The 24780-nt window shown below is 66.6% G+C and carries 24 protein-coding genes; 12 read left to right on the forward strand and 12 right to left on the reverse strand.

Annotated features, from left to right (window positions below; translation table 11 throughout):
* Positions 1–33: 33 nt before the first annotated feature.
* Genes E5554_RS03835 through E5554_RS03855 form a run of 5 tightly spaced genes read left to right on the forward strand, consistent with a single transcriptional unit; the run spans position 34 to position 5125 of the window.
* Positions 34–483 carry a MarR family transcriptional regulator gene (locus E5554_RS03835; RefSeq protein ID WP_004209326.1) on the forward strand — a complete coding sequence of 150 codons (450 nt, stop codon included), beginning with the start codon at positions 34–36 and terminating at the stop codon, positions 481–483.
* The gene (locus E5554_RS03840) at positions 480–2579 is read left to right on the forward strand and encodes an FUSC family protein (RefSeq protein WP_017501723.1); all 2100 of its coding nucleotides are present in this window, start codon (positions 480–482) and stop codon (positions 2577–2579) included. Before E5554_RS03835 ends, E5554_RS03840 begins: the two co-directional genes overlap by 4 nt.
* Positions 2576–2791 carry a DUF1656 domain-containing protein gene (locus E5554_RS03845; RefSeq protein WP_004209328.1) on the forward strand — a complete coding sequence of 72 codons (216 nt, stop codon included), beginning with the start codon at positions 2576–2578 and terminating at the stop codon, positions 2789–2791. Before E5554_RS03840 ends, E5554_RS03845 begins: the two co-directional genes overlap by 4 nt.
* Positions 2788–3690, forward strand: a complete 903-nt coding sequence (locus E5554_RS03850) for an efflux RND transporter periplasmic adaptor subunit (protein ID WP_136186001.1) — start codon at positions 2788–2790, stop codon at positions 3688–3690. The genes E5554_RS03845 and E5554_RS03850 overlap by 4 nt, the downstream gene beginning before the upstream one ends.
* On the forward strand, positions 3683–5125 hold the full coding sequence (locus E5554_RS03855; protein ID WP_136186002.1) for an efflux transporter outer membrane subunit: 1443 nt from the start codon (positions 3683–3685) through the stop codon (positions 5123–5125). The genes E5554_RS03850 and E5554_RS03855 overlap by 8 nt, the downstream gene beginning before the upstream one ends.
* Here E5554_RS03855 and E5554_RS03860 read toward each other — a convergent pair.
* From E5554_RS03860 to E5554_RS03915, 12 genes are all read right to left on the reverse strand, one after another.
* The gene (locus tag E5554_RS03860) at positions 5081–6022 is read right to left on the reverse strand and encodes a glycoside hydrolase family 43 protein (protein ID WP_017501720.1); all 942 of its coding nucleotides are present in this window, start codon (positions 6020–6022) and stop codon (positions 5081–5083) included. The genes E5554_RS03855 and E5554_RS03860 overlap by 45 nt on opposite strands.
* A complete protein-coding gene (locus E5554_RS03865) occupies positions 6022–7233 on the reverse strand; it encodes a glycosyl hydrolase 53 family protein (RefSeq protein ID WP_017501719.1) in 1212 nt (403 codons plus the stop codon). The genes E5554_RS03860 and E5554_RS03865 overlap by 1 nt, the downstream gene beginning before the upstream one ends.
* Complete coding sequence (locus E5554_RS03870) at positions 7230–9626, reverse strand: beta-galactosidase (protein WP_136186003.1); 2397 nt, start codon at positions 9624–9626, stop codon at positions 7230–7232. Before E5554_RS03870 ends, E5554_RS03865 begins: the two co-directional genes overlap by 4 nt.
* 94 nt (positions 9627–9720) lie before the next feature.
* On the reverse strand, positions 9721–10476 hold the full coding sequence (gene kduD, locus E5554_RS03875) for a 2-dehydro-3-deoxy-D-gluconate 5-dehydrogenase KduD (protein ID WP_010337498.1): 756 nt from the start codon (positions 10474–10476) through the stop codon (positions 9721–9723).
* 87 nt (positions 10477–10563) lie between these two features.
* On the reverse strand, positions 10564–11403 hold the full coding sequence (kduI, locus tag E5554_RS03880) for a 5-dehydro-4-deoxy-D-glucuronate isomerase (protein WP_136186004.1): 840 nt from the start codon (positions 11401–11403) through the stop codon (positions 10564–10566).
* 79 nt (positions 11404–11482) lie between these two features.
* Positions 11483–12121 (reverse strand): LUD domain-containing protein, encoded by a 639-nt coding sequence (locus tag E5554_RS03885; RefSeq protein ID WP_010339268.1) that lies wholly within the window; start codon positions 12119–12121, stop codon positions 11483–11485.
* Positions 12118–13533, reverse strand: coding sequence for a lactate utilization protein B (locus E5554_RS03890; RefSeq protein WP_136186005.1), 1416 nt, complete (start codon positions 13531–13533; stop codon positions 12118–12120). The genes E5554_RS03885 and E5554_RS03890 overlap by 4 nt, the downstream gene beginning before the upstream one ends.
* Positions 13530–14288 (reverse strand): (Fe-S)-binding protein, encoded by a 759-nt coding sequence (locus E5554_RS03895; RefSeq protein ID WP_136186006.1) that lies wholly within the window; start codon positions 14286–14288, stop codon positions 13530–13532. The genes E5554_RS03890 and E5554_RS03895 overlap by 4 nt, the downstream gene beginning before the upstream one ends.
* Positions 14285–15256 (reverse strand): alpha/beta hydrolase, encoded by a 972-nt coding sequence (locus E5554_RS03900; protein WP_063976040.1) that lies wholly within the window; start codon positions 15254–15256, stop codon positions 14285–14287. The genes E5554_RS03895 and E5554_RS03900 overlap by 4 nt, the downstream gene beginning before the upstream one ends.
* Positions 15253–16059, reverse strand: a complete 807-nt coding sequence (locus E5554_RS03905; protein WP_136188244.1) for a rhamnogalacturonan acetylesterase — start codon at positions 16057–16059, stop codon at positions 15253–15255. Before E5554_RS03905 ends, E5554_RS03900 begins: the two co-directional genes overlap by 4 nt.
* A gap of 64 nt (positions 16060–16123) precedes the next feature.
* Complete coding sequence (locus tag E5554_RS03910; protein WP_004209342.1) at positions 16124–16888, reverse strand: SDR family NAD(P)-dependent oxidoreductase; 765 nt, start codon at positions 16886–16888, stop codon at positions 16124–16126.
* A gap of 17 nt (positions 16889–16905) precedes the next feature.
* The gene (locus E5554_RS03915; protein WP_136186007.1) at positions 16906–17733 is read right to left on the reverse strand and encodes an IclR family transcriptional regulator; all 828 of its coding nucleotides are present in this window, start codon (positions 17731–17733) and stop codon (positions 16906–16908) included.
* Positions 17734–17867: 134 nt separating this feature from the next.
* On the opposite strand from E5554_RS03915, the gene rhmD reads away from it, so the two are divergent.
* The 7 genes from rhmD to E5554_RS03950 all read left to right on the forward strand — a co-directional run bounded on the left by rhmD (position 17868) and on the right by E5554_RS03950 (position 24703).
* On the forward strand, positions 17868–19088 hold the full coding sequence (rhmD, locus tag E5554_RS03920) for an L-rhamnonate dehydratase (protein WP_017500963.1): 1221 nt from the start codon (positions 17868–17870) through the stop codon (positions 19086–19088).
* A 27-nt stretch (positions 19089–19115) separates the two neighbouring features.
* The gene (locus tag E5554_RS03925; RefSeq protein WP_136186008.1) at positions 19116–19973 is read left to right on the forward strand and encodes a fumarylacetoacetate hydrolase family protein; all 858 of its coding nucleotides are present in this window, start codon (positions 19116–19118) and stop codon (positions 19971–19973) included.
* A complete protein-coding gene (locus tag E5554_RS03930) occupies positions 19970–20719 on the forward strand; it encodes an SDR family NAD(P)-dependent oxidoreductase (protein WP_037508057.1) in 750 nt (249 codons plus the stop codon). The genes E5554_RS03925 and E5554_RS03930 overlap by 4 nt, the downstream gene beginning before the upstream one ends.
* Positions 20720–20894: 175 nt before the next feature.
* On the forward strand, positions 20895–21797 hold the full coding sequence (locus E5554_RS03935) for an amidohydrolase family protein (protein ID WP_136186009.1): 903 nt from the start codon (positions 20895–20897) through the stop codon (positions 21795–21797).
* Positions 21794–22858 (forward strand): L-rhamnose/proton symporter RhaT, encoded by a 1065-nt coding sequence (gene rhaT, locus E5554_RS03940; RefSeq protein ID WP_004209349.1) that lies wholly within the window; start codon positions 21794–21796, stop codon positions 22856–22858. The genes E5554_RS03935 and rhaT overlap by 4 nt, the downstream gene beginning before the upstream one ends.
* The gene (locus E5554_RS03945; protein WP_136186010.1) at positions 22858–23898 is read left to right on the forward strand and encodes a glycoside hydrolase family 43 protein; all 1041 of its coding nucleotides are present in this window, start codon (positions 22858–22860) and stop codon (positions 23896–23898) included. Before rhaT ends, E5554_RS03945 begins: the two co-directional genes overlap by 1 nt.
* On the forward strand, positions 23885–24703 hold the full coding sequence (locus tag E5554_RS03950; RefSeq protein WP_136186011.1) for an alpha/beta hydrolase: 819 nt from the start codon (positions 23885–23887) through the stop codon (positions 24701–24703). The genes E5554_RS03945 and E5554_RS03950 overlap by 14 nt, the downstream gene beginning before the upstream one ends.
* Positions 24704–24780: the final 77 nt, after the last annotated feature.

Here is a 24780-nt window from a genome sequence, read left to right on the forward strand (position 1 = left end):
GCACTATAAAATTAGTTAGCTATCTAAGCGTTCGTGAATCGGACCGAACTTCAGCGCGCGCTGGCGCATAATATGCCGCAGATCGCGCGCCTCTGGCGCCAGCTTGCCGATTCCACCCTGGCCGAATTCGGCGTCTCCAATTCCGCCGGCTGGTGCCTTCTCTATCTCGACCGGCTGGGCGCCGACGTGCGCCAGATCGAACTGGCCGATGTGCTGGGCATCACCCAGCCTTCGCTGGTCCGCACCCTCGACCATCTACAGGCCGCTGCCCTGATCGAGCGCACCCCCAATCCGGAGGATCGCCGGTCCAACTGCCTGTCGCTCACCACCTCCGGCCGCGACCTTGTCGGTCGCATCGAAACGCGGCTCAGCAACATGCGCAACGACCTGCTCGATGGTGTGCCAGAGGCGGATATCGAGACCGCCGTCAATCTGTTAGAACTGTTGCGACGCCGTATCGGGGAGCGCCGGGGCCAGTCATGAAAAAGGCCGCTTTGTCAGCCTGGAGCGAGCGCCTCGGCGTTCCCGCCGCGCTATTCTCGCTCAAATGTTTCCTGGCGGCGATGCTGGCCCTTTATGTGGCGCTCAGCATTGGCCTGGAACGTCCCTATTGGGCCTTCCTCACCTCCTATATCGTGGCCCAGCCGCTCGCCGGCGCGGTGATTTCCAAGGCGATCTTCCGCGCCATCGGCACCATTGTCGGGGCCGCCTTCTCCGTCGCGATCGTCCCGCCGCTGGTCAATTCGCCCGAACTCCTGACCCTCGCCATGGCCGCCTGGCTGGCGCTCTGCGTGTTCGTCTCGCTGCTCGATCGCACGCCGCGCTCCTACATGTTCGTGCTGGCCGGCTACAGCGCCTGCCTGATCGTCTTCCCCGACGTCGACTCGCCCCAGACCATCTTCACCGTCGCCACCCTGCGCGTGCAGGAAATCTGGATCGGCATCGCCTGCGGCAGCATCGTCCATGGCGTCGTCCTGCCCGGCTCGATCACCGGCAACCTCTTCGCCCGCGTCGAAGCCATGCTGCGCGATGCCGAACGCTGGTCGCGCGATGCGATCGCGACCGATCCGGTGCCCGGCCTCGACGCCGAACGCCGCCGCCTGGCGCAGGACGTCACCGAACTGCACCAGATGTCGATCCATCTGCCCTTCGACATCAGCCGCCTCGCGCCGCGCGTCCGGACTGTGCGCGCGATGCAGGACCAGCTCTCGCTGCTGCTGCCGCTGGGCGCCGCGGTCGAGGATCGGCTGGCGATGCTGAAACAGGCCAATGGCGGCATCGTCCCGGCCCAGGTCGAACAGTTGATCGCCGATGCGCGCGACTGGCTCGATCATCCCGGCACCGACAGTGCGACCCGCGCCGCCGGCGCCCAGGCGCTGATCGACCGCTGCGCCGCGCTGGAGCCGACAGCCGACAGCCATATGGACTGGGCCGGTATGATGCGGCTCAGTCTCTATTCCCGCCTCGGCACACTGATCGCCGTCCACCGCGACTGCCGCGACCTGTTCGATCAGATGCTGACCCACAGCCGCAGCCCGGTGACGCCGCGCGTCGCCGAACTGCTGGAGGGGCGCCGCAACCGCGAACTGCATCGCGATTATGCCGGGGCCGCGCGGGGCGCCTTCGCGGCCTTCATGACGGTGACGATCGGCTGTGCCTTGTGGATCGGCAGCGGCTGGCATGATGGCGGCAGCGCGGTGATGCTGGCCGGCGTCTTCCTCGCCCTCTTCTCCGCCTCGGACAATCCGCTCGCCCCGCTCAAGGGCTTCATGATCGGCACCATCATCGCCACCTTACTCGGCGCCCTCTACGGCTATGCCATCATGCCCAGGCTCGACGGTTTCGCCATGCTCGCCCTGGCCTATGCGCCGCCGCTGCTGGTGTTGGGCGCGATGATGGCCTCGCCGCGCTGGATGGGCATTGCGCTGCCGACGCTGCTCGGCCTGGGCAGTCCGGTGCTGCTCTCCAGTGCCTATGTCAGCGCCTTCGCCTCCTATGTGAACGGTTCGGTGGCGCAGCTTGTCGGCATCTGGTTCGCCATCATCATGGCCGGCCTGCTGCAATCGGCCGGGGTGGAGCGCGCCGTGCGCCGCACCGTGCGCGCCGGCTGGGCGGATATCGCCACTCGCGCCAACCTCATGACCCAGCCCGATGTGCGCGGCTGGATCAACCGCATGCTCGATCGCATCGCGCTGCTCGCCCCACGCCTCGCCGCCATCCGCACCGACAGCGGCAAGCCGCTCTATGACGCACTGCGCGACCTGCGCACCGGTGTCGCCATCGGCGAACTGCGCCAGCTCCGGGTCGATCTTCCCTTTGACGAAGGCGCCCCGCTTGGCCGGGTGCTGGGCGGCGTGGCCGACCATTATCGCCGGCTCGATCCCGATGCGCCGGCATCGGCCGATCCCGCCCTGCTCGATGACATCGACAGCGCCATCGGCGACCTTGCCGCCAATCCCGCGCCCTCGGTCCGCCGCGATGCGATCCTGGCGCTGGTCAGCCTGCGGCGTAATCTCTTCGCCGACAGCGCCGGCTATCGCATGCCACCCATGCCCCCCCTGACCGGAGTCCCCGCATGACCGGCGAATTGTCCATCGACGGGGTCTTCTTCCCCACGCTGCTGGCGCTGGCGCTGGCAGCGCTCATCCTCACCTATGGCCTCACCCGCCTGATCGCGGCGTTCGGCCTCTACCGCTTTCTTGCCTATCGGGCCCTCGTCGACCTCAGCCTGTTCGTGCTGACGCTCGGGGGCCTGTCCATTCTCGTTCCGATGCTGGGAATCCGCCTATGAACCGCCTGACCGGGACGCTGATCCGCAGCGCCGCCACCATCATCATCGTCATTCTCGCCGTCATCGTCGCGGTGTGGATGTGGAACCATTATGAGCGCAGCCCCTGGACCCGCGACGGCCGCGTGCGCGCCGACGTGGTGCGCGTGACCTCCGATATCGGCGGCCTCGTCACCTCGGTCGCGGTGCGCGACAACCAGCAGGTGAAGGCGGGCGACCTGCTCTTCGTCATCGACACGCCGCGCTATGCGCTGGCGCTGGAACAGGCGGAGGCGCAGATTGCCAGCGCCCAGGCCACGCTCGGCCAGGCCCGGCGGGAGGCGACCCGCGATCTGGCGCTGGGCGATCTCGTCGCCAAGGAAAGCCATGAACAGAATGTCGCCCGCGTCGCCACCGCGCAGGCCGCGCTGGCCGAGGCGCGCAGTTCGCGCGATGCCGCCGCCTTGAACCTCAAGCGCACCCAGGTCCGCGCCTCGGTCAACGGCGTCGTCACCAATCTCGATCTCCATCCCGGCGACTATCTTGGCGCCGGCACCCAGGCGATGGCGTTGATCGACAGCGACAGCCTGCGGGTCGAGGGCTATTTCGAGGAAACCAAGCTGCCTCTGGTCTGCATCGGCGCGCCGGTCACCGTCCGCCTGATGGGCGAGAAGCAGGATCTGCACGGCAAGGTCGAAAGCATCGCCTATGGCATCAATGACTCGACCCGCAGCGATTCCGGCAATCTCCTGCCCACGGTCGAGCCGACCTTCTCCTGGGTCCGCCTCGCCCAGCGCATCCCGGTCCGGGTGAAGCTCACCAATGTCCCGGCCAATATCACGCTGATCTCCGGCCGCACCGCCACGGTCACGGTCGAACCGGCGAAGAAGGATGCCAAGCCGGGAAGCTGCCGCCATGCGTAAGGGCCTTGCTGCATCCTTGATGGCCCTGGCGCTCAGCGCCTGCGCCACCGCCGGGCCGGACTATCATCCGCCCGAGCATTCGGCCGCGACCGCGCCGGGCGCGCAGGGCGCCTTCCAGTCGGCGCAGGGCGCGGGCTTCAGCAATGCGGACCTGCCCGACCATTGGTGGAAACTCTATAACGACCCCCGGCTCGACGCGCTGATCGCCGAAGCGCTGACCGCCAATACCGACCTGCGCGTCGCCGACGCCAATCTGACCGCGGCGCAGGCCGTGCTGCGCGAGACCGAGGCGGGGCGCCAGATCAGCACCACGATCAGCGGCGGCGAAACGCTGGCGCGGCCTTCGGGCGTGACCCAGCATCTGCCCGGCTCGGTCAGCTATGATTTCGGTCTCAGCGCCTCCTATCCGCTCGACCTCAACGGCCGCATCCGCCGCGCGATCGAATCGAGCGGCGCCAATGTCGAGGCGGTGACCGCCGCGCGCGACTATGTCCGCGTCAGCGTCGCCGCCGCCACCGCCAAGGCCTATGCCCAGGTCTGCGCCGCCAATTATGCGCTCGGCGTCAATCGCCGGGTCGTCTCGCTCCAGCGTGATACGCTGAACGCCACCCAGCGCCTGTTCAAGGGCGGTCGCGGCACCGCCTTCGACGTCAGCCGCGCCCAGGCGGCGGTGGACCAGAGCGAGGCGACGCTGCCGGTCTATGAAGCACAGCGCCAGAGCGGCCTCTATCTGCTCGCCACCCTGCTCGGCCGTCCGCCGGCCGATTATCCCAGGGATGTGGAAAGCTGCGCCACCCTGCCGTCGCTCGGTGTGCCGCTGCCGGTGGGAGATGGCACCGCCCTGATCCGCCGCCGCCCCGACATTCGCCAGGCCGAACGCATGATCGCGTCCGACACCGCGACTTTGGGCGTTGCCATGGCCGATCTCTATCCGCAGGTCAGCATCGGCGGCTCGGTCGGCCTGTCCGGCCCGCTCAAGGATTTCGGCTCCGGCTCCGCCTTCGGCTTCAGCCTCGGCCCGCTCATCAGCTGGACCTTCCCCAATCGCCCGGTGGTCCGCGCCCGCATCGCCCAGGCCGATGCCCAGGTGCAGGCCGATCTCGCCAGCTTCGACGGCAGCGTGCTGGAAGCGCTGCGCCAGACCGAAACCGCGCTCGAAACCTATCGCCGCGATGCGGAAAAGGCGGCTGCGCTCGATCGCGCGCGCGACAGCGCCAATGTCTCGGCGGGGCAGGCGAACAAGCTGTTCCGCTTCGGCCGCAGCGATTTCCTCGACCTGCTCGATACCCAACGCAGCCTTGCCAGCGCCGAATCCTCGGCCGCGGCCGCCCGCGTCCAGCTGGTGCAGGACCAGATCGCCATCTTCCTGGCGCTGGGCGGCGGCTGGACCTCAGACGATACCGGCAACCAGAGCGCGGGGAACCCGCAGCAATGACCCGTGGCGCGCGCCGGCCGGCATGGTCAGGCGCGCGCTGACGTCGGTCCACGTCACCATGTCGCGCGTCATCGCCGCGCCCCAGCGACCTTCCTTGTAGACGTCATAATAACAGAGCAGCGCATCGCCGACCTGTGCGCTCATCGGCCCTTCGACCCAGCCGGGCGAGAAGGGCGGCGACAGGGGGCCGAACGGCCCGCTCGGGCTGTCTGCCTTCGCCACCTGCAGCCATTTGTGCGGCGGCTGCACCGTCTCGTCCTTGACGATCAGATAGAGGCCGCCACCCGGCGCCTGCGCGAACGTCCCGTCGATCACGCTGAAGCCGGGGTCATAGAGCGGCGCGGGCGCGCTGAACGTCTCGAAATCGGCCGTGCTGACCGACCAGAGCCGGTGATTATAGCCCGACTCCGACGTGCCCGCCGTCTCGGTGAAACGGCCCTCCACCGTGCTCGACCAGAACAGGATATGCCGCCCGGTCGCCGGATCGCGGACCGCCTCGGGCGCCCAGCAATTGCGGGTACCCGGCACGTCCTGCATGACCGGGATGGCGCGCTGCGGCGACCAGTGGACCAGATCGCGGCTGGTCGCATGGCCGATCGTCACCCCTTCCCAGGCGGTGGTCCAAAGCAGATGATAGACGCCCTTGTCCGCGAACAGGAACGGATCGCGCATCAGCTTCTTCTCGCCCACCTGCGGCACCAGCAGGCTGCGTCCGCCCGCCAGCGTGCGAAAGGCAAAGCCATCCTCGCTCACGGCCAGTTTGAGGCCGTCGGCCTCGCCCTTGCCGGTGGTGAAATAGGCGAAGACCAGCAGGTCATCGGCGCGCGCTGCCGACCGGGTGGCACACCCTGCCAGCGCCAATGCGCCCAGCCCCAATGTGAAGTCGCGCCGTCTCATCAGCGATAATCCTTGGCCATTTGCGGGTAGAGGTCGAGTAGCTCATTGGCGACATAGTCGCCGCCATGGCCCATCGGCCCGGTGGGTTCGGGTTTCGGCACGGCCGGCTGCTGCGATGCCAGCCCGCCCGGCGCCTCGGCCCCATTCAGCCCCTGGCTGATCAGGTCGGGCTTGGCGCCTTCGCCGGCATTATGCCCATCCTGGTCGAAAATCGCCTCCTGGTGCCGGATCGGCTCCCAGATGAAGCTGCCCCAGCCATGCTTGCCGGGCAGGGCATGGACCAGATCGTTGATATAGCGCTTGCGGCTCGAATATTCGGCGACCAGCAGCCCCTTGTCGGGATAGCGCTTCACATATTCGCTGAAGGTCGTGGCCCAGTCACCCTGCGCCCGCTGCTGGTAGCAGGAAAAGCCGACCACATCGAAATCCACCTGCCGTGCGATCAGCGCGTCGGTCCATTCGCGCACGATCGGCCAGTGCCGGCCCAGATGATTATGCACCTGGATCGCCACCCCCGGCTCGGCCCGGCGCGCACCGGCAATCCCCGCGCGCAGCAATGCGGCAAAGCCGTCGAACCCGCCAACCTCGCCAACCTTGGCATGATTGGCGTCGGTCACCGGATTGCCGGTCGATGTCGACAGCTTCACCCGGCCATAAGGCCACAACATGCCGAAGGTCGTCTCATTGCCGATCACCGCCATGTCGACCGGCGCGCCGCCCGCCCGCATCGCCACCAGCACATCATGCGTATGCGCCTCGACCGCCTTGGCCAGCGCCGGGAGGTCATAACCGGCCCAGGCCGCCGGCACCGCCTGATGCTCCGGATCGGCCCATGTATCGCTATAATGGAAACTCAGCACCAGCCCCATGCCGGCATCGCGCACCCGCTTGCCCAGCTTCACCGTCTGGGCCAGGCCGGCCCAGGCCTTGTCCGGTTCCCGCCTGGAATAGCCCTTGGCCGGATCGACGAAGATGCGCAGCCGGATCGCGTTGAACCCGGCATCGCGCAGGATCAGGATCGGGTCTTTCTGCACCCCGTCCACGAAATAGCACGCCCCCGCCGCCTCATCCTCGGGCACCCAGCTGATATCGGCGCCGATCAGATAGGGGCCGGGCCGTGCGCCATTCTTCCCCGCCTTGGCCAGCGCCGGCCGGGCCAGCAGGGGCAGGGTGGCAAGGCCGAATGTGCCGCGGCGTGTGAACCCGTTCATGCCTTCACCTCCATGCGATATTCCGGAACGATGCGCAGCACCTCCAGCGTTGCCACCTGCGCCCCCGCCGGCAGCTTCGCCCGCGCCATGTCGTCCAGATAGATGGGCGCGTCCGCGCGCAGAGGCATCACCGTCAGCGTCCAGGGGCGCCCCAGCCGCGCGGCAAAGCGCTTGAGGCCGATCCGCCAGACCCGTCCGTCCCAATAGGCATCGTCCAGCATGTCGGGGCCATCGAACAGCCGGCCGATATCGCCGCGCCAGTCAATCTCCAGAAAGGCGTCGCCACCTTCGGGCAACGCATCCTTGGGGATGGTGAAGCTAAAGGCCGCCGCTGCCTTGTGCGCCTCGGGCAGGGGCTGCATTGCCGCCTTGGCCGGCCCGCCAATCTCGATCGGCGGCGCCGTGCCGGCCTCGCGCGTCTGGGTGAAGGGCAGGGGCGTGATGCCTGTCGCTTTCGCCGTCATCATCGCTGCCTTGCCGGGCAATATCTGCCAGGCGAAACGCGCCTCGCCACGCTGGCGCAGTTCCAGCCCGTCCGGCCCGAACAGCGCATCCGCCGCGCTCAGCACCACGCACCGCTCGCCACCGATCTCGCCGACCCAGATGCGCTTTGCCGCCTCCCGGTCCATCAGCAGCAACCGCACCGCTCGCCCGTCTGCGCCGGTCACCCGCACCGGGCGCGTCGCGGATGGCGGCACCTGCACGATCACCCGTCCGCCCTCGCTGCGTGCCGGCGCATCGACCTTTGTCCCGGCGGGGAAGGCCAGCTCGACCGGGCCGGGCAGGCAGGCCGCCATCACATGGATCGGCCCGTCGCTGTCGGCGATGCGCGTCACCGGCTGCGCCGTCGCCCAGTCGAGCCGCACCCCGTCCAGATCCATGCCGATCGGCCAGAAGAAATTGTCGCCCGGCGCGATCGTCACCGGCCGGCTCGGCAGGCGAACCGGGCCGCCGGCCAATGTCACATTGAACTGCGTGCCGGGATGCGCCGCCGTGCCATATTGGCGGACATGATTGTTGACGAACAGGAAGCCGCTGTTTCCCTTCGCCCGCACCGCCCAGCGCAGTGTCTTCAGATCATCCTTGTCAGCCGGCAGCACGGCCGGCGCATGCACCGTCATCTGCGCCAGCGCCTCGCCATAGGCGGCCAGGAAATAATGGAGCGGGCGCAGCGCCGCGCTGACCGGATTGACCTCGCCATATTGGCCGATCGGCGCCTGGAAATCATAGGCGATCGCCGGGCAGTCATTATAGCCGCCCGACCGCTGCGTTTCCTCCAGCATGCGCCCGTTCGCCATCGGGTTGGCGCCGCCATGGAACATATAATAGCCCAGCAGATTGACGCCCGATCCCACCTGCGTCGTCACCGCCGCCGCCACGTCGGCCGGCTGCAACAATGGCCGCCGCCGATACATGACCGGCACGCCGCCGCCATATTCCGCACCCAGGAAGGGCGTATCTTCCATGTCGCTGTCGGCGTCGCCGCGTCGCCCGCCGCGCGTCTGCGCGCCCAGGTCGCCGCTCACCCGGCTGTCGAAGCGGAACAGGTAATTTTCCTTGGGCGGCAGTTTCACCGTCTTCGCCGACCAGGGCTCGTCGGGATAGCCGCCATGCACCGGCACCACCTCGCCCTTGGGATAGACGGTCTGGTCCCATCCGGTCACGGTATAGAGCGGTACGTCGAAGCCGATCCGCAGCGCCAGCGCCTTCAGCGCTGCGATATGCTCCCGCCCCTGTCCGGGGCCACCCAGATTATATTCATTCTCGACCTGCATGCCGACGATCGGTCCGCCATCCTTCCACATCAGCTCCTTGAGCTGATCGTGCAGCCCGCGCCAGAAACGCTCGACCTGCGCCATATAGGCGGGGTCGTTGCTGCGCGTGCGGGTGCTGCCGGCGATCCAGTCGGGAATGCCGCCAAAGCGCGCCTCGGCATGGCCCCAGGGGCCGGGCCGCAGGAAGAAGAGCAGGCCATGTTTCTGGCAGAGCCGCACGAAGCGCCCGATATCCCGATCGCCGGTCCAGTCGATCGTGCCGGGCGCCAGTTCGACATGGTTCCACAGCACATAGGATGCGACGATGCCGACGCCGGCCGCCTTCATCTTCAGCAATTCCTCTTCCCAATATTCGCTCGGGAAGCGGGTGAAGTGAAACTCGCCCATCACCGGCAGCCAGGGCCGGTCGTCGCGGGTCAGATAGAGATTGGTGATGCCGATCCGCCCCTGCGGCCCGGCGCCGGTGCCCATATGGAGATGCCCGGATTTGAGCGGCAGGCCCGGCTTGCGCGCGTCCAGGCTGTTGGCCGTCTGGGCCAGGGCGTCAGCGGGAAGGGCAAGACCCAGGCCGGCAAGGCCCGTGGCAGTCAGCGCCGTGCGCCGGTCGATATCGGGCATCCGTCCTCCTGTGATGGGTCGGGAGGCTGAGCCCTCCTCTTGGATCAGGTCTGTCCTGCGCCCACCCGCCTAGGAACGGGCGCAGGACGGGATATCAGCGAGCCAGCCAGCCGCCATCGACGGCCAGGACATGGCCATGGATATAATTGGCCGCCGGCGAGGCGAGGAACACGGCGGCGCCGCCAATGTCGCTGGCTTCGCCCCAGCGGCCGGCCGGAATGCGCTCCTGGATCTGGCGGTTGCGGGTCTCGTCGGCCTGTAGCGCGGCGGTGTTGTTGGTCGCTATATAGCCCGGCGCGATCGCGTTGACGTTGACGCCCCTGGCCGCCCACTCATTCGCCAGCAGCTTGGTGAGGCCGGCGACGCCGCTCTTGGACGCGGTATAGCTCGGCACGCGGATGCCGCCCTGGAAGGACAGCAGCGAGGCGATGTTGACGATCTTGCCGCTGCCTTGCGCCAGCATGTGCCGCCCGGCCGCCTGGGCCAGGAAGAAGGTGGATTTGAGGTTGGTGTCGATCACCGCGTCCCAGTCTTCCTCGGTGAAGTCGACGCTGTCGGCGCGGCGGATGATGCCGGCATTGTTGATCAGGATGTCGAGGCCGCCCAGTTTCTCGATCGTCTCGTCGACGACGCGCTGCACCGGTTCGATGCTGGAAAGATCGGCCGAGACGATCTCCGCCTTGCGGCCGAGCGCCCGGACCTTCTCGACGGTTTCCTCCGCCGGGGTGCGGCCCACCGCCGCAATGTCGGCGCCGGCCGCCGCGAGCGACAGCGCGATCGCCTGGCCGATGCCGGTATTGGCGCCAGTGACGATGGCGACCTTGCCACCAAGATCGAAGATAGTGCTCATATAAGCTCCAAATCCCCCTCCCTTCAGGGAGGGGTTAGGGGAGGGCATGTGAGGGGAGAGGGCGTGACAGCCTCTCTCCCTTCTGGCTCAGGCCAGCTGGCAGATGTCCAGCACGTTCATGTCGGTATAGTCCTGATTCTCGCCGGCCATCGCCCAGATGAAGGCATAGGCCTTGGTGCCCGAGCCCATATGCACCGACCAGGGCGGCGAGATCACCGCTTCCTCGTTGGCCATGACGATGTGACGCATCGCATCGCCCTCGCCCATATAGTGGAAGACGCGGTCGGCATCGCCATCCAGCTCGAAATAGAAATAAATCTCGCTGCGGCGCTCATGGATGTGCGGGGGCATGGTGTTCCACACCGAACCGGGCTTCAGGACGGTCAGGCCCATCACCAGCTGCGCGCTGTCGCAGATGCCGGGGATGACCATCTGATAGATGGTGCGCTCGTTCGACTCCTCCAGGCTGCCGCGTTCCAGCGTGGTCGCATCGGCGACCGAGATCAGCCGCGTCTTGAACCCTTTATGCGCCGGGCAGGAGGCAAGATAATAGCGCGCGCCGGCGCCGGCGAACTCCACGTCCTTGGCGCCCATCGTCACGTAGAGGCAATCCTTGTTGCCCAGGGTGAAGACTTCGCCGTCGACGGTCACGGTGCCTTCGACGCCCGAGACATTGACGATCGCCAGCTCGCGCCGCTCCAGGAAGGGATGGCCCGCCGCCGAGGCCGGCTCGGTCTGCGCCGGCAGCTTCACCGGCGCATCGGCCACCGCCACGCCGCCGATCACGAAACGCTCGGCATGGGTATAGTTGAGCACGCATTCGCCGTCACGGAACAGCCCGCCGATCAGATAGCGATCCCGCAGCTCCTCGTTCGACACGCACTCCATCATGTCGGGGTGGGTCGCATAATAGGTCTTGTCGAACATCGGGAATCTCCATCTAAACTTTGGCGAAGCTTATAACGGCGCAGGCGGCGAATGTAAGTCTGTTTTCCCGGAATGTGGACTATTGTTCCGACATATGAGGAAAATCGCCGCGTAGCAGGATGACATGCAGGAAGCGGGGGCCATGGGCGCCGCGCACATAGGTGCCCTCGATATCGGTCGTCCCTGACACGCCGGTGATCCAGTAATGGGCGCGCGGCTGCGGCCCGGCCAGCGGCGCCTCCTCCAGCCAGGGGGCGATGTCGGCCACGCGCAGCAGCACCAGATGGTGCAGCGTCAGGAAATTGGGCAGCATCGGCGCCTGCGGGCTCGTCTCGAACACCAGCGACCCGGTCTCGGCAATCCCCTTGCGCGCAATCGCCAGCGTCGCCGCCTCATCGGGGGCGGCATCCTGGTGCAGGGCAAAGCCGCTCCAGTCGCAACCGGACAGGCGCGGGTCGGGCGGCAGGCACAGTGCGCGCGCCTCGCCCTGCGCATCCAGATAGCGCGCGACCGCCGCGGGCAGGTTGGATATCGTTTCGATAACGTCATGACTGGCGCTGACGCTGGGCAGGGCCAGCCGCGCCAGAAACTCCGCCTCGACCTGGGCGACATCGACCGCCGGCCGCTCCGGCGTGCCGAGCAGCGCCGCCGCCTCCGCCGCTATGTCAATGTCGCTGTCATCTTTCAGCCGGCCGAGGATGGCCTCGCGCGCATTCATCGGCCGTTTTCCTTGCGATATTGGTCCATGAAGGTCTGCGCCGCGGGCTTGGGCATGTCGCGATAGCGGGTCCAGCCGCCCGTCAGCGGCAGCCTGCTGATCCAGCCCTTGCTGCCCAGCAGCCGCATCGCCCGCACCGCCATGCCGGTGCCCATCCGATAGAGGCGCGGCCGGGTCGCGACCCAGGCCCATAGGCCCAGCCCCGCGCGCAGGGATTGCGGCTCCAGCCCCTCGCGCCAGCTCTTCTCGCGCCAGCCGCGCAGCAGCGTCGGCAGCGGGATGCGCACCGGGCATACTTCCTGGCACTTGCCGTTCATGGTGCAGGCATTGGGCAGGTCGCGGCTCTGCTTCAGCCCGTCCAGCACCGGGGTCAGCACCGCGCCCATCGGGCCGGGATAGGTGCCACCATAGGCATGGCCGCCAATCTGGCGGAACACCACGCAATGGTTCATGCAGGCGCCGCAGCGGATGCAGCGCAGCATTTCGGCCAGCCCGTCCTCGCGCATCCGAGTGCGGCCATTGTCGACGAGCACGATATGCATCTCTTCCGGCCCGTCCCGGTCGCCGGGGCGCTTGGGGCCGGTGTAGAAGGTCGTATATTGGGTCAGCGCCGCGCCGGTCGCCGACCGCGCCAGCATCCGCAGCATATGCACGGCGTGCGGCATGCTCGGCACGATCTTCTCGATCCCGGCGGTCACGATATGGACGCGCGGCGGGACCAGCGACAGCTCGGCATTGCCCTCATTGGTGACGGTGCAGATCGCGCCGGTGTCGGCGATCAGGAAATTGGCGCCGGAAATGCCGACATCCGCGCCCAGCATCTGGGTGCGCAGCTCGCGTCGCGCGCTTTCCGCCATCGCGGCGATCGTCTCTTCCTCATGCGGCGTGCGATGCTTGGCCTTGAACAGGGCGGACACCTGCTCGCGGGTCTTGTGCATCGCCGGCCAGATGATGTGTGATGGCCGCTCGTCGGCCAGCTGGATGATATGTTCGGCAAGGTCGGTCTCGACCCGGCCGATCCCGGCCTCGGCCAGCGCATGGGGCAGGCCGATCTCCTCGCCCAGCATCGACTTGGATCGGGCGACGCTCTTGGCCTTCGCCGCCTTGCACAGGGCGATGACGATGTCGCACGCCTCGTCGGCGGTGCGCGCCCAATGGACCTTCGCCCCGGCGGCGATGGCGTTCGCCTCGAACTGCTCCAGATAATGGCCCAGATGGGCGACCACATGGTCCTTGATCGCCGCCGCACGGGTGCGCGCTGCCTGGAAATCGGGAAAGGCGTCGACCGCGACCGCGCGCTTGGCTTCGGCCGTGCCCGCCGTCCGCTCGACCGCGACCTTCAGGATGCGGTCGGCCAGCGCCGCGTCGGCGCGGTCCTTGAAACTGGTCGCTTCGGCCGGTGCGCCGCTCATGCCTCTTCCCCGATCGCCGGGCCATCGCCCATGCCGGCGATCAGCTCGATCGCGTGGAAGGCGCGCACCTTGCTGCCCTGCCGGTTGAGCTTGCCCGCCATGTTCATCAGGCAGCCCAGGTCGCCGGCCAGCAGCAGGTCGGCACCGGTCGCCTCGATCGCGTCCGCCTTCTCGCCGACGATCGCGTTGGAAATGGCCGGATATTTGACGCAGAAAGTGCCGCCAAAGCCGCAACAGGTCTCCTCGCCCGCCAGCGGCGTCAGCTCCAGCCCGGCGATGGGTTTCAGCAACCGGCGCGGCTGCGCCTTGACGCCCAGCTCGCGCAGCCCCGAGCAGCTGTCATGATAGGTCGCCTTGGCCGTGACCTCCACGCCCTCGGGCTTCCACCCGCATTGCTCGTCCAGATAGGCCATGATCTCCCATGTCTTGCCCGCCACCGCCTGCGCGCGCGGCAGCCATGCGGGGTCATGCTCGAACAGCTCGGGATAATGGCAACGGATCGTGCCGCCGCACGACCCCGACGGCACCACCACCGCCTCATAGGGTTCCAGCGCGACGATCGTCTGCTTGGCCAGCGCGATCGCATGATCGGTATCGCCGCTGTTGAGCGCCGGCTGGCCGCAACAGGTCTGGCCTTCGGGCACGACCACGTCGCAGCCCGCCGCCTCCAGCGCGCGGATCGCGGCAAAGCCGATGCGCGGACGCATCATGTCGACCAGGCAGGTGACGAACAGGGCAACCTTGCGCTGGGTCACACGCCATGCCTTTTGGCAAAGGCCAGGAACAGGTCGGGCCAGGGTGCGGCCGACTGGGCCTGCGCCGTAATGCCGAAGCCATGGCCGCCATTTTCGAACAAATGGCATTCGGTCGGGATCTTCTGCGCCCGCAGTGCCGCCAGCATGGCGATGCTGTTGTCGACCGGCACCGCCGGATCGTCGATCGCATGGGCCAGGAACACCGGCGGCGTCTGCGCGCTCACATCCTGGTCCAGCGAATAGGCACGCATCCGTTCGGGCGAAGGATTCTCGCCCAGCAATTGCGTGCGCGACCCCTTGTGGACGAACGGCCCCTCCATCTGGATCACCGGATACATATAAGCCGCGACGGCGGCCTTGATCGGCTCGCGATCGGCGGCGTCGACCGGCTTGTAGCTTTCCACCGGCGCCCGGCTGGTCAGCCAGGCGGCCAGGTGCCCGCCAGCGGAAAAGCCGATCACGCCGACCCGATTGGCGTCGAACTTCTCCTTGCCCGCCAGGCTGCGCACCAGCCGCAGCGCGCGCTGCGCATCCTGCAGCGGCGCTTCGGCCCCGGCGGCCCAGCCATCGGCGGGCAGGCGATAGAGCAGCACGAAGCAGACATAGCCTGCCTCGGCAAAGCGGCGCGCGATCGAATAGCCCTCATGGCCGATCGCCACCCGGCTATAGCCGCCGCCGGGGATCAGCATGATCGCCGCGCCATTGGGTTTTGCCGGTCGCAACAGGGTCAGGGTCGGGGTGACGATATGGGCGAACACGCCATCGTCAGGCCCGCTGTCGGGCCGGCGCAGCGTCTCCACTTCCTTCACCGTCACATGCTCGCTGCCCGGCGCCTTGCCCGGCCAGATCGGAAAGCGGACGAACCCCTGGGGCAGCGGAAAGCTCTGCGCCAGCGCCTCGCTCATCGGCGCAAGCGCGGCGGCAACGGCGGCGCCGGTCAACAGGCCGCGGCGGTCAAGCATGGTCATTGGCATTCGGTCCTTCCCAGCGGCATGGTCCGATTGAGCGCCGGCCGGCTCGCCAGCACCTTGGCCGAAATCGGCAGGTTCAGCGCCTTGAGGCCGCCGGCGACCAGATCGGCGACATTGCGCGCGCCCAGTTCGCTGAAATGGGTATCGTCGTCGATCCCCTTGGGGAAGCCGGGCATCTTGTCCTCCGCCTTGTAGTGGAGGAAATAGGTCTTTGCCTTGTCCGGCCCGGCCCGGTCGACCCAGGCGCGCGACAGCGCCTCCAGATCGATGATCGGTACATGCGCGCTCGCCGCCAGTTCGCGCATCACCGCGGAATATTCGGCGAAGTCGGCCTTCGCCTTGCCATCCGCGCCAAAGCTGTGCCGCGTCACCGGCGTCACCAGCACCGGCGTGCCGCCCGCGCCGCGCACGTCCCAGATGAAGCGCAGCAGATTGTTGCGATAGTCGGTCTGCGCCGGCGCCCAGCGCTGCGGCTTGGCGCGATAGGCGTCATTATGGCCGAACTGGATCAGCACCGTGTCGCCGGGCATCAGCTCGCTCATCAATTTCGTCCAGCGCCCTTCCTCGATGAAGGTGCGGGTCGACCGCCCGCCCATCGCATGGTTGGACACCCGCACTTGCGGTGACAGGCCGCAGCCCAGCATCATGCCCCAGCCGGTCTGGGGATAATTGCCCTTCTTGTAATTGGCCGCGGTCGAATCGCTGGCGATCAGGATCGTGTCGCCCGGCTGCGTCGCCAGCGCCGGCAGGGGCGTGGCCAGCAGGGCGAGGGCGGCGGCGGCTTTGGTGGCGATCCTCATCGGCATGTCCTGTTTCCTGAATACCGTCATCCCCCCTTTCGCGGGAATGACGGCGCTCAATATCTTATTGCAGGTTCACATACATGCCGCCGTCGACCAGCAGCGCCGCGCCGGTGACATAGGCGGCCATGTCCGACGCCAGGAAGACGATCGGCCCGGCCAGGTCTTCGGGCGCGCCCAGGCGGCCGAGCGGGGTGCGCTTTTCCATATATTCGCGCTTCTCGACATCGGCCAGGTCATCCTTGTTGATCTCGGTCAGGATGGTGCCGGGCAGCACGCTGTTGCAGCGGATGCCATATTTGCCGAGCGCAATCGCCGTCGACTGCATCAGCGAATGCACGCCCGCCTTGGTCGGGGTGTAGTGGGTCTGAAATTCGCCGCCGACCAGCGCCGAGATGGAGGAGACCGCGACGATCGACCCGCCATGGCCCTGCTTCACCATCTGCTGCGCGGCCGCCTGCACCATGAAATAGGCGCCATGCAGATTGACCTTGAAGGTGCGCTCCACCACGTCGACCGGCATGTCGAGGAAGCCGTGGAACGGACAGATGCCGGCATTGCTGACCATCACGTCGACCTTGCCGAACGCCTCGACCGCCTTGGCGACGAAGTCCTGCGCGGTCTGCGGATCGGCGACATCGCCCTTCACCGCGATCGCGCGCTGGCCCAGCGCCTCGATCTCGGCGACGCAGCTCGCGGCCGGGCCGTCGCTATGGGCGTAATTGATGACGACGTCGGCGCCATGCTGGGCGGCGCCGATGGCGGCCGCCCGGCCGATGCCGGTCGATGCGCCGGTGACGAGGACGGTCTTGCCTTCAAGCAGCTTCATGCGAGCATTTCCTTGGATTAGCGCCGCACCGGGCGGCGGGGGGATTTGACGCCGGGGGTCCAGCCCAGGTCGGCGCTGACCTTCTGCGCGGCGGCGCGGACCTCGTCGCTCAGCGATGCCATGCGCTCATCGTCCATATATTGGGCGGCGCTCGACAGGCTGATGGCGGCGACGATCGCGCCCGACGCATCGCGGATCGGCGCGGCAACGCAGCGTATCTGGTCCTCATTCTCTTCCAGGTCGAACGCGCGCCCGGCCGCGACATAGCCGCGCATCCGCTCCAGCCATGTGGCCGGGTCGGCATCATGGGTGCCGTTCTCCCGCTCGCTTTCCAGCAGCCGGGTCCAACCCGTCTCCGGATCGTCCAGCATCAGCGCCTTGCCAAGGCCCGTCGATGTCAGCGGATGGCGATCGCCGATCCGGCTCGAAATCTCGACCCGGCGGCGGCCGGGAATCTTGTCCAGATAAAGCGCCTGGTCGCCGTCCAGCCGGCCCAGATGCACCACATCCTCGCTCGCGGCGGCCAGCGCTTCCAGATGGGGGCGGGCAATCTGCACCACGTCGGCCTGGCTCTGCGCCAGGAAGCCGAGCTGCAGCAGCTTGGGGCCAAGCTGATAGCCCTCGCGCGGCAGGAAGGTCAGGAAACCGCGCTCGACCAGCGCATTGGCGAGGCGATGGGTGGTGGAGCGCGTCAGGCCCATGCGCTCGGACAGGTCGGCGAGCTTCACCGGCCCGTCGATCACCTGGTCGAGCAGGTCCAGCCCGCGCTGAAGGGTCTGCGACCCCTGCGTCTTCGACTTTTCCTCTCGCGGACCCGATTCCGGGTTTGACGTATTTTGTCTCATCTACTAACACTCTATCCCACAAAATGAGAAAAACAAGGGTGTAGGAGAGGCCGGACGCGATTCTTCCCCTCAATTGCCCCACGTTGTGCGCATTTTGTCCATATGGTGGAAGTGTTATTGCCCATCCCCTTGCGATGGGTCTGGCCCAAGGGAGTTTCAGCGTGCCCATCGTGACGTTGCCGAAGATCAAGCATGTCCGCGCCTTCACCGTGCGCGGCGGCGGTGCCGATTATCATGACCAGGGCGAAGGCCACTGGATCGACGATCACATCGCGACGCCGATGTCGAAATATCCCGAATATCGCCAGTCGCGGCAGAGCTTCGGCATCAATGTGCTGGGCACGTTGGTCGTGGAGATCGAGGCGGAAGACGGCACCGTCGGTTTCGCCGTGACGACCGGTGGCGAGCCTGCCGCCTATATCGTCGAAAAGCATCTCGCCCGCTTCCTCGAAGGCCGGTCGCCGACCGACTATGAGAAGATCTGGGACCAGATGTATTTCTCGACCCAATATTATGGCCGCAAGGGTCTGGTCATCAACGCCATCTCCGGCGTCGACCTCGCGCTCTGGGATCTGCTCGGCAAGCTGCGCCAGGAACCGGTCTATCATCTGCTCGGCGGCGCGGTCCGCGACGAACTGCAATTCTACGCCACCGGCGCGCGCCCGGACAAGGCGAAGGAATTCGGCTTCATCGGCGGCAAGATGGCGCTCCACCACGGCCCGGCCGAAGGCATTGAGGGCCTGAAGAAGAATATCGCCGAACTGGCCGACATGCGCTCGAAGGTCGGCGACGATTTCTGGCTGATGTGGGACTGCTGGATGGCGCTCGACGTCGACTATGCCACCCGCCTCGCCATCGCCGCGCATGAGCTGGGCCTCAAGTGGATCGAGGAAGCGATCAGCCCGGACGATTATTGGGGCTACCAGCAGCTCAAGCGCAACGTGCCCAAGGGCATGCTGGTCACCACCGGCGAGCATGAAGCGACCCGCTGGGGCTTCCGCATGTTGATGGAAATGGATTGCTGCGACATCATCCAGCCCGACGTCGGCTGGTGCGGCGGCGTGACCGAACTGCTCAAGATCAGCGCGCTGGCCGACGCCCATGGCAAGATGGTCGTGCCGCATGGCTCGTCGGTCTACAGCTATCATTTCGTCATCACCCGCCACAACTCGCCCTTCGCCGAGTTCCTGATGATGCATCCGGGGCCGACGGAAGTGGTGCCGATGTTCCACCCGCAATTGCTGGGCGAACCGGTGCCGGAAAATGGCCGCATGAAGGTGACCGCGCTCGACAAGCCGGGCTTCGGCGTCGATCTGAACCCCGACATCGCGATGCACCGTCCCTATACCCACTGATCGCCTGAACAGAGAAAGACTGATCCCATGAAATTTGTTCGTTTCGGCCAGCGTGGCCAGGAAAAGCCCGGCGTGATCGATGCCGAGGGCAAGATTCGCGACCTCTCCGGCGTCGTCGCCGACCTGACGATCGAGAGCCTCGCCGCCGCCAAGGGCGTCGATGTGGACTCGCTCCCCGTCGTCGATGGCGACCCGCGCTATGGCGTGCCGGTCAAGGGCATCGGCAAGATCGTCGCCATCGGCCTCAACTATGAGGACCATGCGATCGAATCCAACCTGCCGATCCCGACCGAGCCGATGATGTTCATGAAGGCGCTGTCGTCGCTCAACGGTCCCAATGACGAAGTGATGCTGCCCAAGGGTTCGACCCATGGCGACTGGGAAGTCGAACTGGGCGTCGTCATCGGCGAAACCTGCCGCTTCGTGTCGGAAGAAGACGCGCTGTCGAAGGTCGCGGGCTATGTCCTCGTCAACGACGTGTCGGAACGCTTCAACCAGAAGCAGCGCGGCACCCAGTGGAGCAAGGGCAAGGGCCATGACACCTTCTGCCCGGTCGGCCCCTGGCTGGTGACTGCCGACGAAATCGGCAACCCGCAGGATCTCGACATGTATCTCGACGTCAATGGCGCGCGGATGCAGACCGGCAATACGAAGACGATGATCTTCAACGTCGCCCAGCTCATCTCCTATGTCAGCGAATATATCACCCTCTATCCCGGTGACCTGATGATCACCGGCACCCCTCCGGGCGTGGGCGAGGGCAAGAAGCCCGAAGCCGTCTACCTCAAGGCCGGCGACGTCATGGAACTGGGCATCGCCAAGCTCGGCAGCCAGAAGCAGAATGTCGTGGAATGGCGCCACCTTGGCGACGAGGTGCTCGGATGAGCGTCTTTGCCGGACGCTATGAAGGTCGCTGCGCCATCGTCACCGGTGGCGCCTCGGGCCTGGGCAAGCTGGTTGCCAAGCGCATCGTCGAAGAAGGCGGCAAGGTGGTCCTGTGGGATCTGAATGCCGACGCCCTCGCCGCTGCTAGCCAAGAAGTCGGCGCGACCCATGTGGTTGCGCTCGACGTCTCCGATCAGGCCGCCGTCGCCGCCGCCGCCAAGGCCAGCGCGGATGCGCTCGGCAAGATCGACGTCCTCGTCTGCTCGGCCGGCATCACTGGCGCGACCGCCACGGTGTGGGACTATCCGGTCGACAGCTGGCAGCGGGTGATCGACATCAACCTCAATGGCCTCTTCTACTGCAACCGCGAAGTCGTGCCCTTCATGCTCGAAAACGGCTATGGCCGGATCGTCAATCTCGCCTCGGTCGCGGGCAAGGAAGGCAATCCCAATGCCAGCGCCTATTCGGCGAGCAAGGCCGGCGTCATCGGCCTCACCAAGAGCATCGGCAAGGAACTGGCGGGCAAGGGCGTGATCGCCAATGCCCTGACGCCGGCCACCTTCGAAAGCCCGATCCTGGAACAGCTGCCGCAGAGCCAGGTCGACTATATGCGCTCGAAGATCCCGATGGGCCGGCTTGGCCTGGTCGAGGAATCGGCCGCCATGGTCTGCTTCATGGCCAGCGAGGAATGCAGCTTCACCACGGCGTCGACCTTCGACACCTCGGGCGGCCGCACCACCTTCTGATCCAGGCCTCTACGCGGCGCGACCGGCCATCCAAGAGCCCGGCGCGCCGCGATTTATGCCAGTCTCCCCCGTTCGCCCTGAGCCTGTCGAAGGGCAGGCTGAGCGAAGCCGAAGCCTTCGCTACGCTCGGCCCGAACGGAAAAGAGGCTGCTGAACTGTTCATGGGAGAGGACGCATGATCCCCTTTGTCGATGCCCATATCCATCTGTGGGATCTCAATCATATCCGCTACGACTGGCTGAGCCCGCCCTTTTCGGACGATGGCCCCAATGGCAGTGTCGAGCCGATCGCCCATGACTATGGCGTCGCACAATATCGCGAAGACCTCGCCCGCTGGAACGTCATCGGCGCCGTCCATGTCGATGCCGGCGCGGCCGCGGACAGCGCGCTGCGCGAGACCCAGTGGCTCGACACGCTTGCCGCCGTCGATGGCCTCCCCACCGGCTTCGTCGCCTTCGCCGCCCTCAACGACCCGGATGTCGATGCGCTGCTGGCCGCCCAGGCCGCCCATCCCCGCGTCAGGGGCATCCGCCATATCGTCAACTGGCATGCCGATCCCCAGCGCACCTATGGGCCGGTCGACCTCACCGTCGATCCGCAATGGCAGGCGGGCTATGGCCTGCTGGCAAAGCATGGCCTCTCCTTCGACCTGCAATGCTATCCGGGGCAGATGCCCGGCCTCGTCCCGCTGATCGAGCGGCATCCCGACATCCCGGTCATCATCAACCATATGGGCATGCCGGTGCTGACCGATCCGGATGGCCTCAACGACTGGCGCCGGGGCATGAAGGCGCTCGCCGCGCTGCCCCATGTCGCGGTCAAGCTGTCGGGCATGGGCTTCATCCGCCGCGACTGGACCATGGCGGGCATCGCGCCGCTGGTGCATGAGGCGATCGACATGTTCGGCGTCGATCGTTGCGCCTTTGCCAGCGACACGCCGACCGACAAGCTGTTCGGCCCGATCGACCGTTACATGGAATCCTATCACGCCATCGTGTCGGATTTCCCCGAAGCCGATCGCCGCGCGATGTTCGCCGGCAACGCCAATCGCCTCTATCGTCTGGGACTTGCCCTATGACCCCTAATCCTCTGCTCGGCGTCCTCTTCCACTGGCTCGGCGGCTTCGCCTCGGCCAGCTTCTATGTCCCCTTCCGCGGCGTGAAGCGCTGGAACTGGGAGATTTTCTGGCTCACCGGCGGCATCTTCTCCTGGGTGATTGCGCCCTGGTTCTTCGCCTCGGTCCAGACCAACGACCTGATGGGCGTGATGGCACAGGTGCCCTCGTCCGTGGTTGGCTGGTGCATCTTCTTCGGCTTTCTCTGGGGCTTTGGCGGCCTCACCTATGGCCTCACCATGCGCTATCTCGGCCTCTCGCTCGGCATGGCGGTGGTGCTGGGCCTCTGCACCGTCTTCGGCACGCTGATCCCGCCGATCTTCGACGGCACGTTCATGACGGAGATTGCCGGCACCCTGCACGGCCAGATCGTCCTGCTGGGCCTGGCCGTCACGGTGCTCGGCATCGTTGTCGTCGCCCGCGCCGGCGCCCGCAAGGATGCGGCGCTCTCGACAGAGCAGAAAGCGGCCGTCGTCGCCGAGTTCGATTTCAAGAAGGGCATCGCCGTCGCCATTTTCTCCGGCATCATGTCGAGCTGTTTCGCCTTCGGCCTTGCCGCCGGCGAACCGGTCAAGGCGCTGTCGGCCGCCGCCGGCACCGGCCCCTTGTGGACCGGCCTGCCCACCCTCTGCCTCGTCATGTTCGGCGGCCTCATCACCAACGCGCTCTGGTGCGGCTGGCTGATCGCGAAGAACAAGTCGGCGGGCCAGTGGGCCGGGGCACCCGACGCCAGCGGCCAGCGCCCCAAGCTCCTGCCCAATTTCCTGCTCTGCGCGGTGGCGGGCACGGCGTGGTATTTCCAGTTCTTCTTCTACACCATGGGGGAAAGCCAGATGGGTCGCTTCGGCTTCTCCAGTTGGACGCTGCACATGGCCTCGATCATCATCTTCGGCACCTGCTGGGGCTTTGCCTTCCGTGAGTGGAAGGATGCTGCGCCGGCGGTCCGCCGCATGGTGTGGAGCGGGGTCGGCCTGCTGATCCTCGCCACCCTCATCATCGGCTATGGCAACAGGCTGGCCAGCTGATGCGTCGCTGGCTCGCCGCCCTGCTGCTGACGCTCGCCGCCCCGGTGGCGGCGGCCGACGCGCCGCTGCTGACATCGCATCTGCGCATCCATGATCCTTTCGTCGTGGCGGAGCAGGCGAGCAAGATCTACTGGCTCTTCTCGAAGAATGACCCGGCCGTCACCGGCGATCCGCGCATCGGCATCATGGCCTATGCCAGCACCGACCTCGCCCATTGGCATACACCCAAACTGGTCTTCGCCCTGCCGAAGGATGTTTGGGCGGATGAGGGCGGCTGGGCGCCGGAGGTGCATCGCTGGAAGGGGCGCTATTATCTCTTCGCCACCTTCCACAATGAGAAGGCGGCAATCCCCGCCAGCGGCAAGCGCCCCAATTATCGCCGCGCCACCTTGCTGGCGGTGTCGGACCGGATCGATGGTCCTTACCAACTTATCCACAAGGGTGAGCCGGTCACTACGCCCAATGACATGACGCTCGATGGCAGCCTCTATGTCGACCCGGCCGGCAAGCCCTGGATGGTCTATGCCCATGAATGGCTGCAGATGGGCGTCGGCACGATGGAGGCGCTACCGCTCAAGGACGATCTCTCGCCCGCCGGCAAGCCGCAATTGCTGTTCCGCGCCAATGACGCCGACTGGGTGATCGGCCAGAAACAACCCGAAGGGGACATGGGCTATGTCACCGACGGCCCCGAACTCTATCGCACCAAGACCGGCACGCTGCTGATGCTCTGGTCCAGTTGGGGGAATGGGGGCTATGTCCAGGCGCAGGCCCGCTCCAAATCCGGCACGCTCGCCGGCCCCTGGGAACAGCTTGGCCCGCTCATCATGCAGGACAGCGGCCATGGCATGCTGTTCCATGCCTTTGATGGCAAGCTAATGCTGGTCCTCCACCGCCCGTTCAAGCGGGCGATCGCCAAATTCTATGAGATGCGCGACGCCGGCGATCGGCTGGAGGTCGTGCGCGAGGCTGTGGAACTGGATGGCGAAGCCTATCCCACCCATGGCTGCCCGATGGGAGTATCCGATGCTCGCTGCTGATCTGGTCTGGCCGCTGCGCGATGCGCCAAGCGGCGCCTTCGCCCTGGAAGACGCCAATGCCGCGCCCGAACAGGCGATCGTCACCGCCGTCGATCGCCCGGTGCTGCTCGGCTATGCGCCCGACAGACCCAATGGCCGCGCCATGCTCATCCTGGGCGGCGGCGGCTATGTCGCGCTGATGGCCGGACGCGAAGGGGTTCAGGTCGCGCAATGGCTGACGTCGCTCGGCTATCATGCCTTCGTCCTCATCCACCGCTTTCCCCATGCCGGTACCGGCCCGTCCGCGCCGCTCGACGATGCGCTCGCCGCGATGCGGATGATCCGCGCCTCCGATCTGGCACCTGATGGCGTCGGCGTCGTCGGTCTTTCCTCGGGCGGCCATCTCGCCGCCTGCCTCGCCGCGCATTATCCGGCGGATTGGGGCGATGTCGCGCCGCAGCGGCCCGATATCATGGTCATCGGCTATGCGCCCATCTCCACCAATGCCAAAGGCCGCACCATCGTCGCCGACAAGCCGCCACTGCCGCCGGCGGAAAAGCAGGCGCTCTACGACGCGCTCCAGCCCGACGCGCAACTATTGCCCGGCCCGCCGCCGGCCTTCATCGTCTATGCCGGCAATGATCCGGTAGTGCCGGTCGAAAACGCCCATCGCCTGGATCGCGCCTGGCAGGATGCGGGCGGCAGCGCGGAACTGCACATCTTCGCCGACGCCCCCCATGGCTTCGCGCTCGACACGCCGGATCAGCCCATCTCGCTCTGGCCGCGCCTGTGCGAAGCCTGGCTCAGGCAGGTCGGCTTCCTGTAAACTTCGCTGTCACGTTAAGCGGGCTTTGATCAGCCAGCGCGGCGCCTGAGCGTTTCAAGCTGCCGATGCGTCAGCAT

This window comes from Sphingobium sp. PAMC28499 (genome assembly GCF_004795815.1).
Classification (GTDB): Bacteria; Pseudomonadota; Alphaproteobacteria; order Sphingomonadales; family Sphingomonadaceae; genus Sphingobium; species Sphingobium yanoikuyae.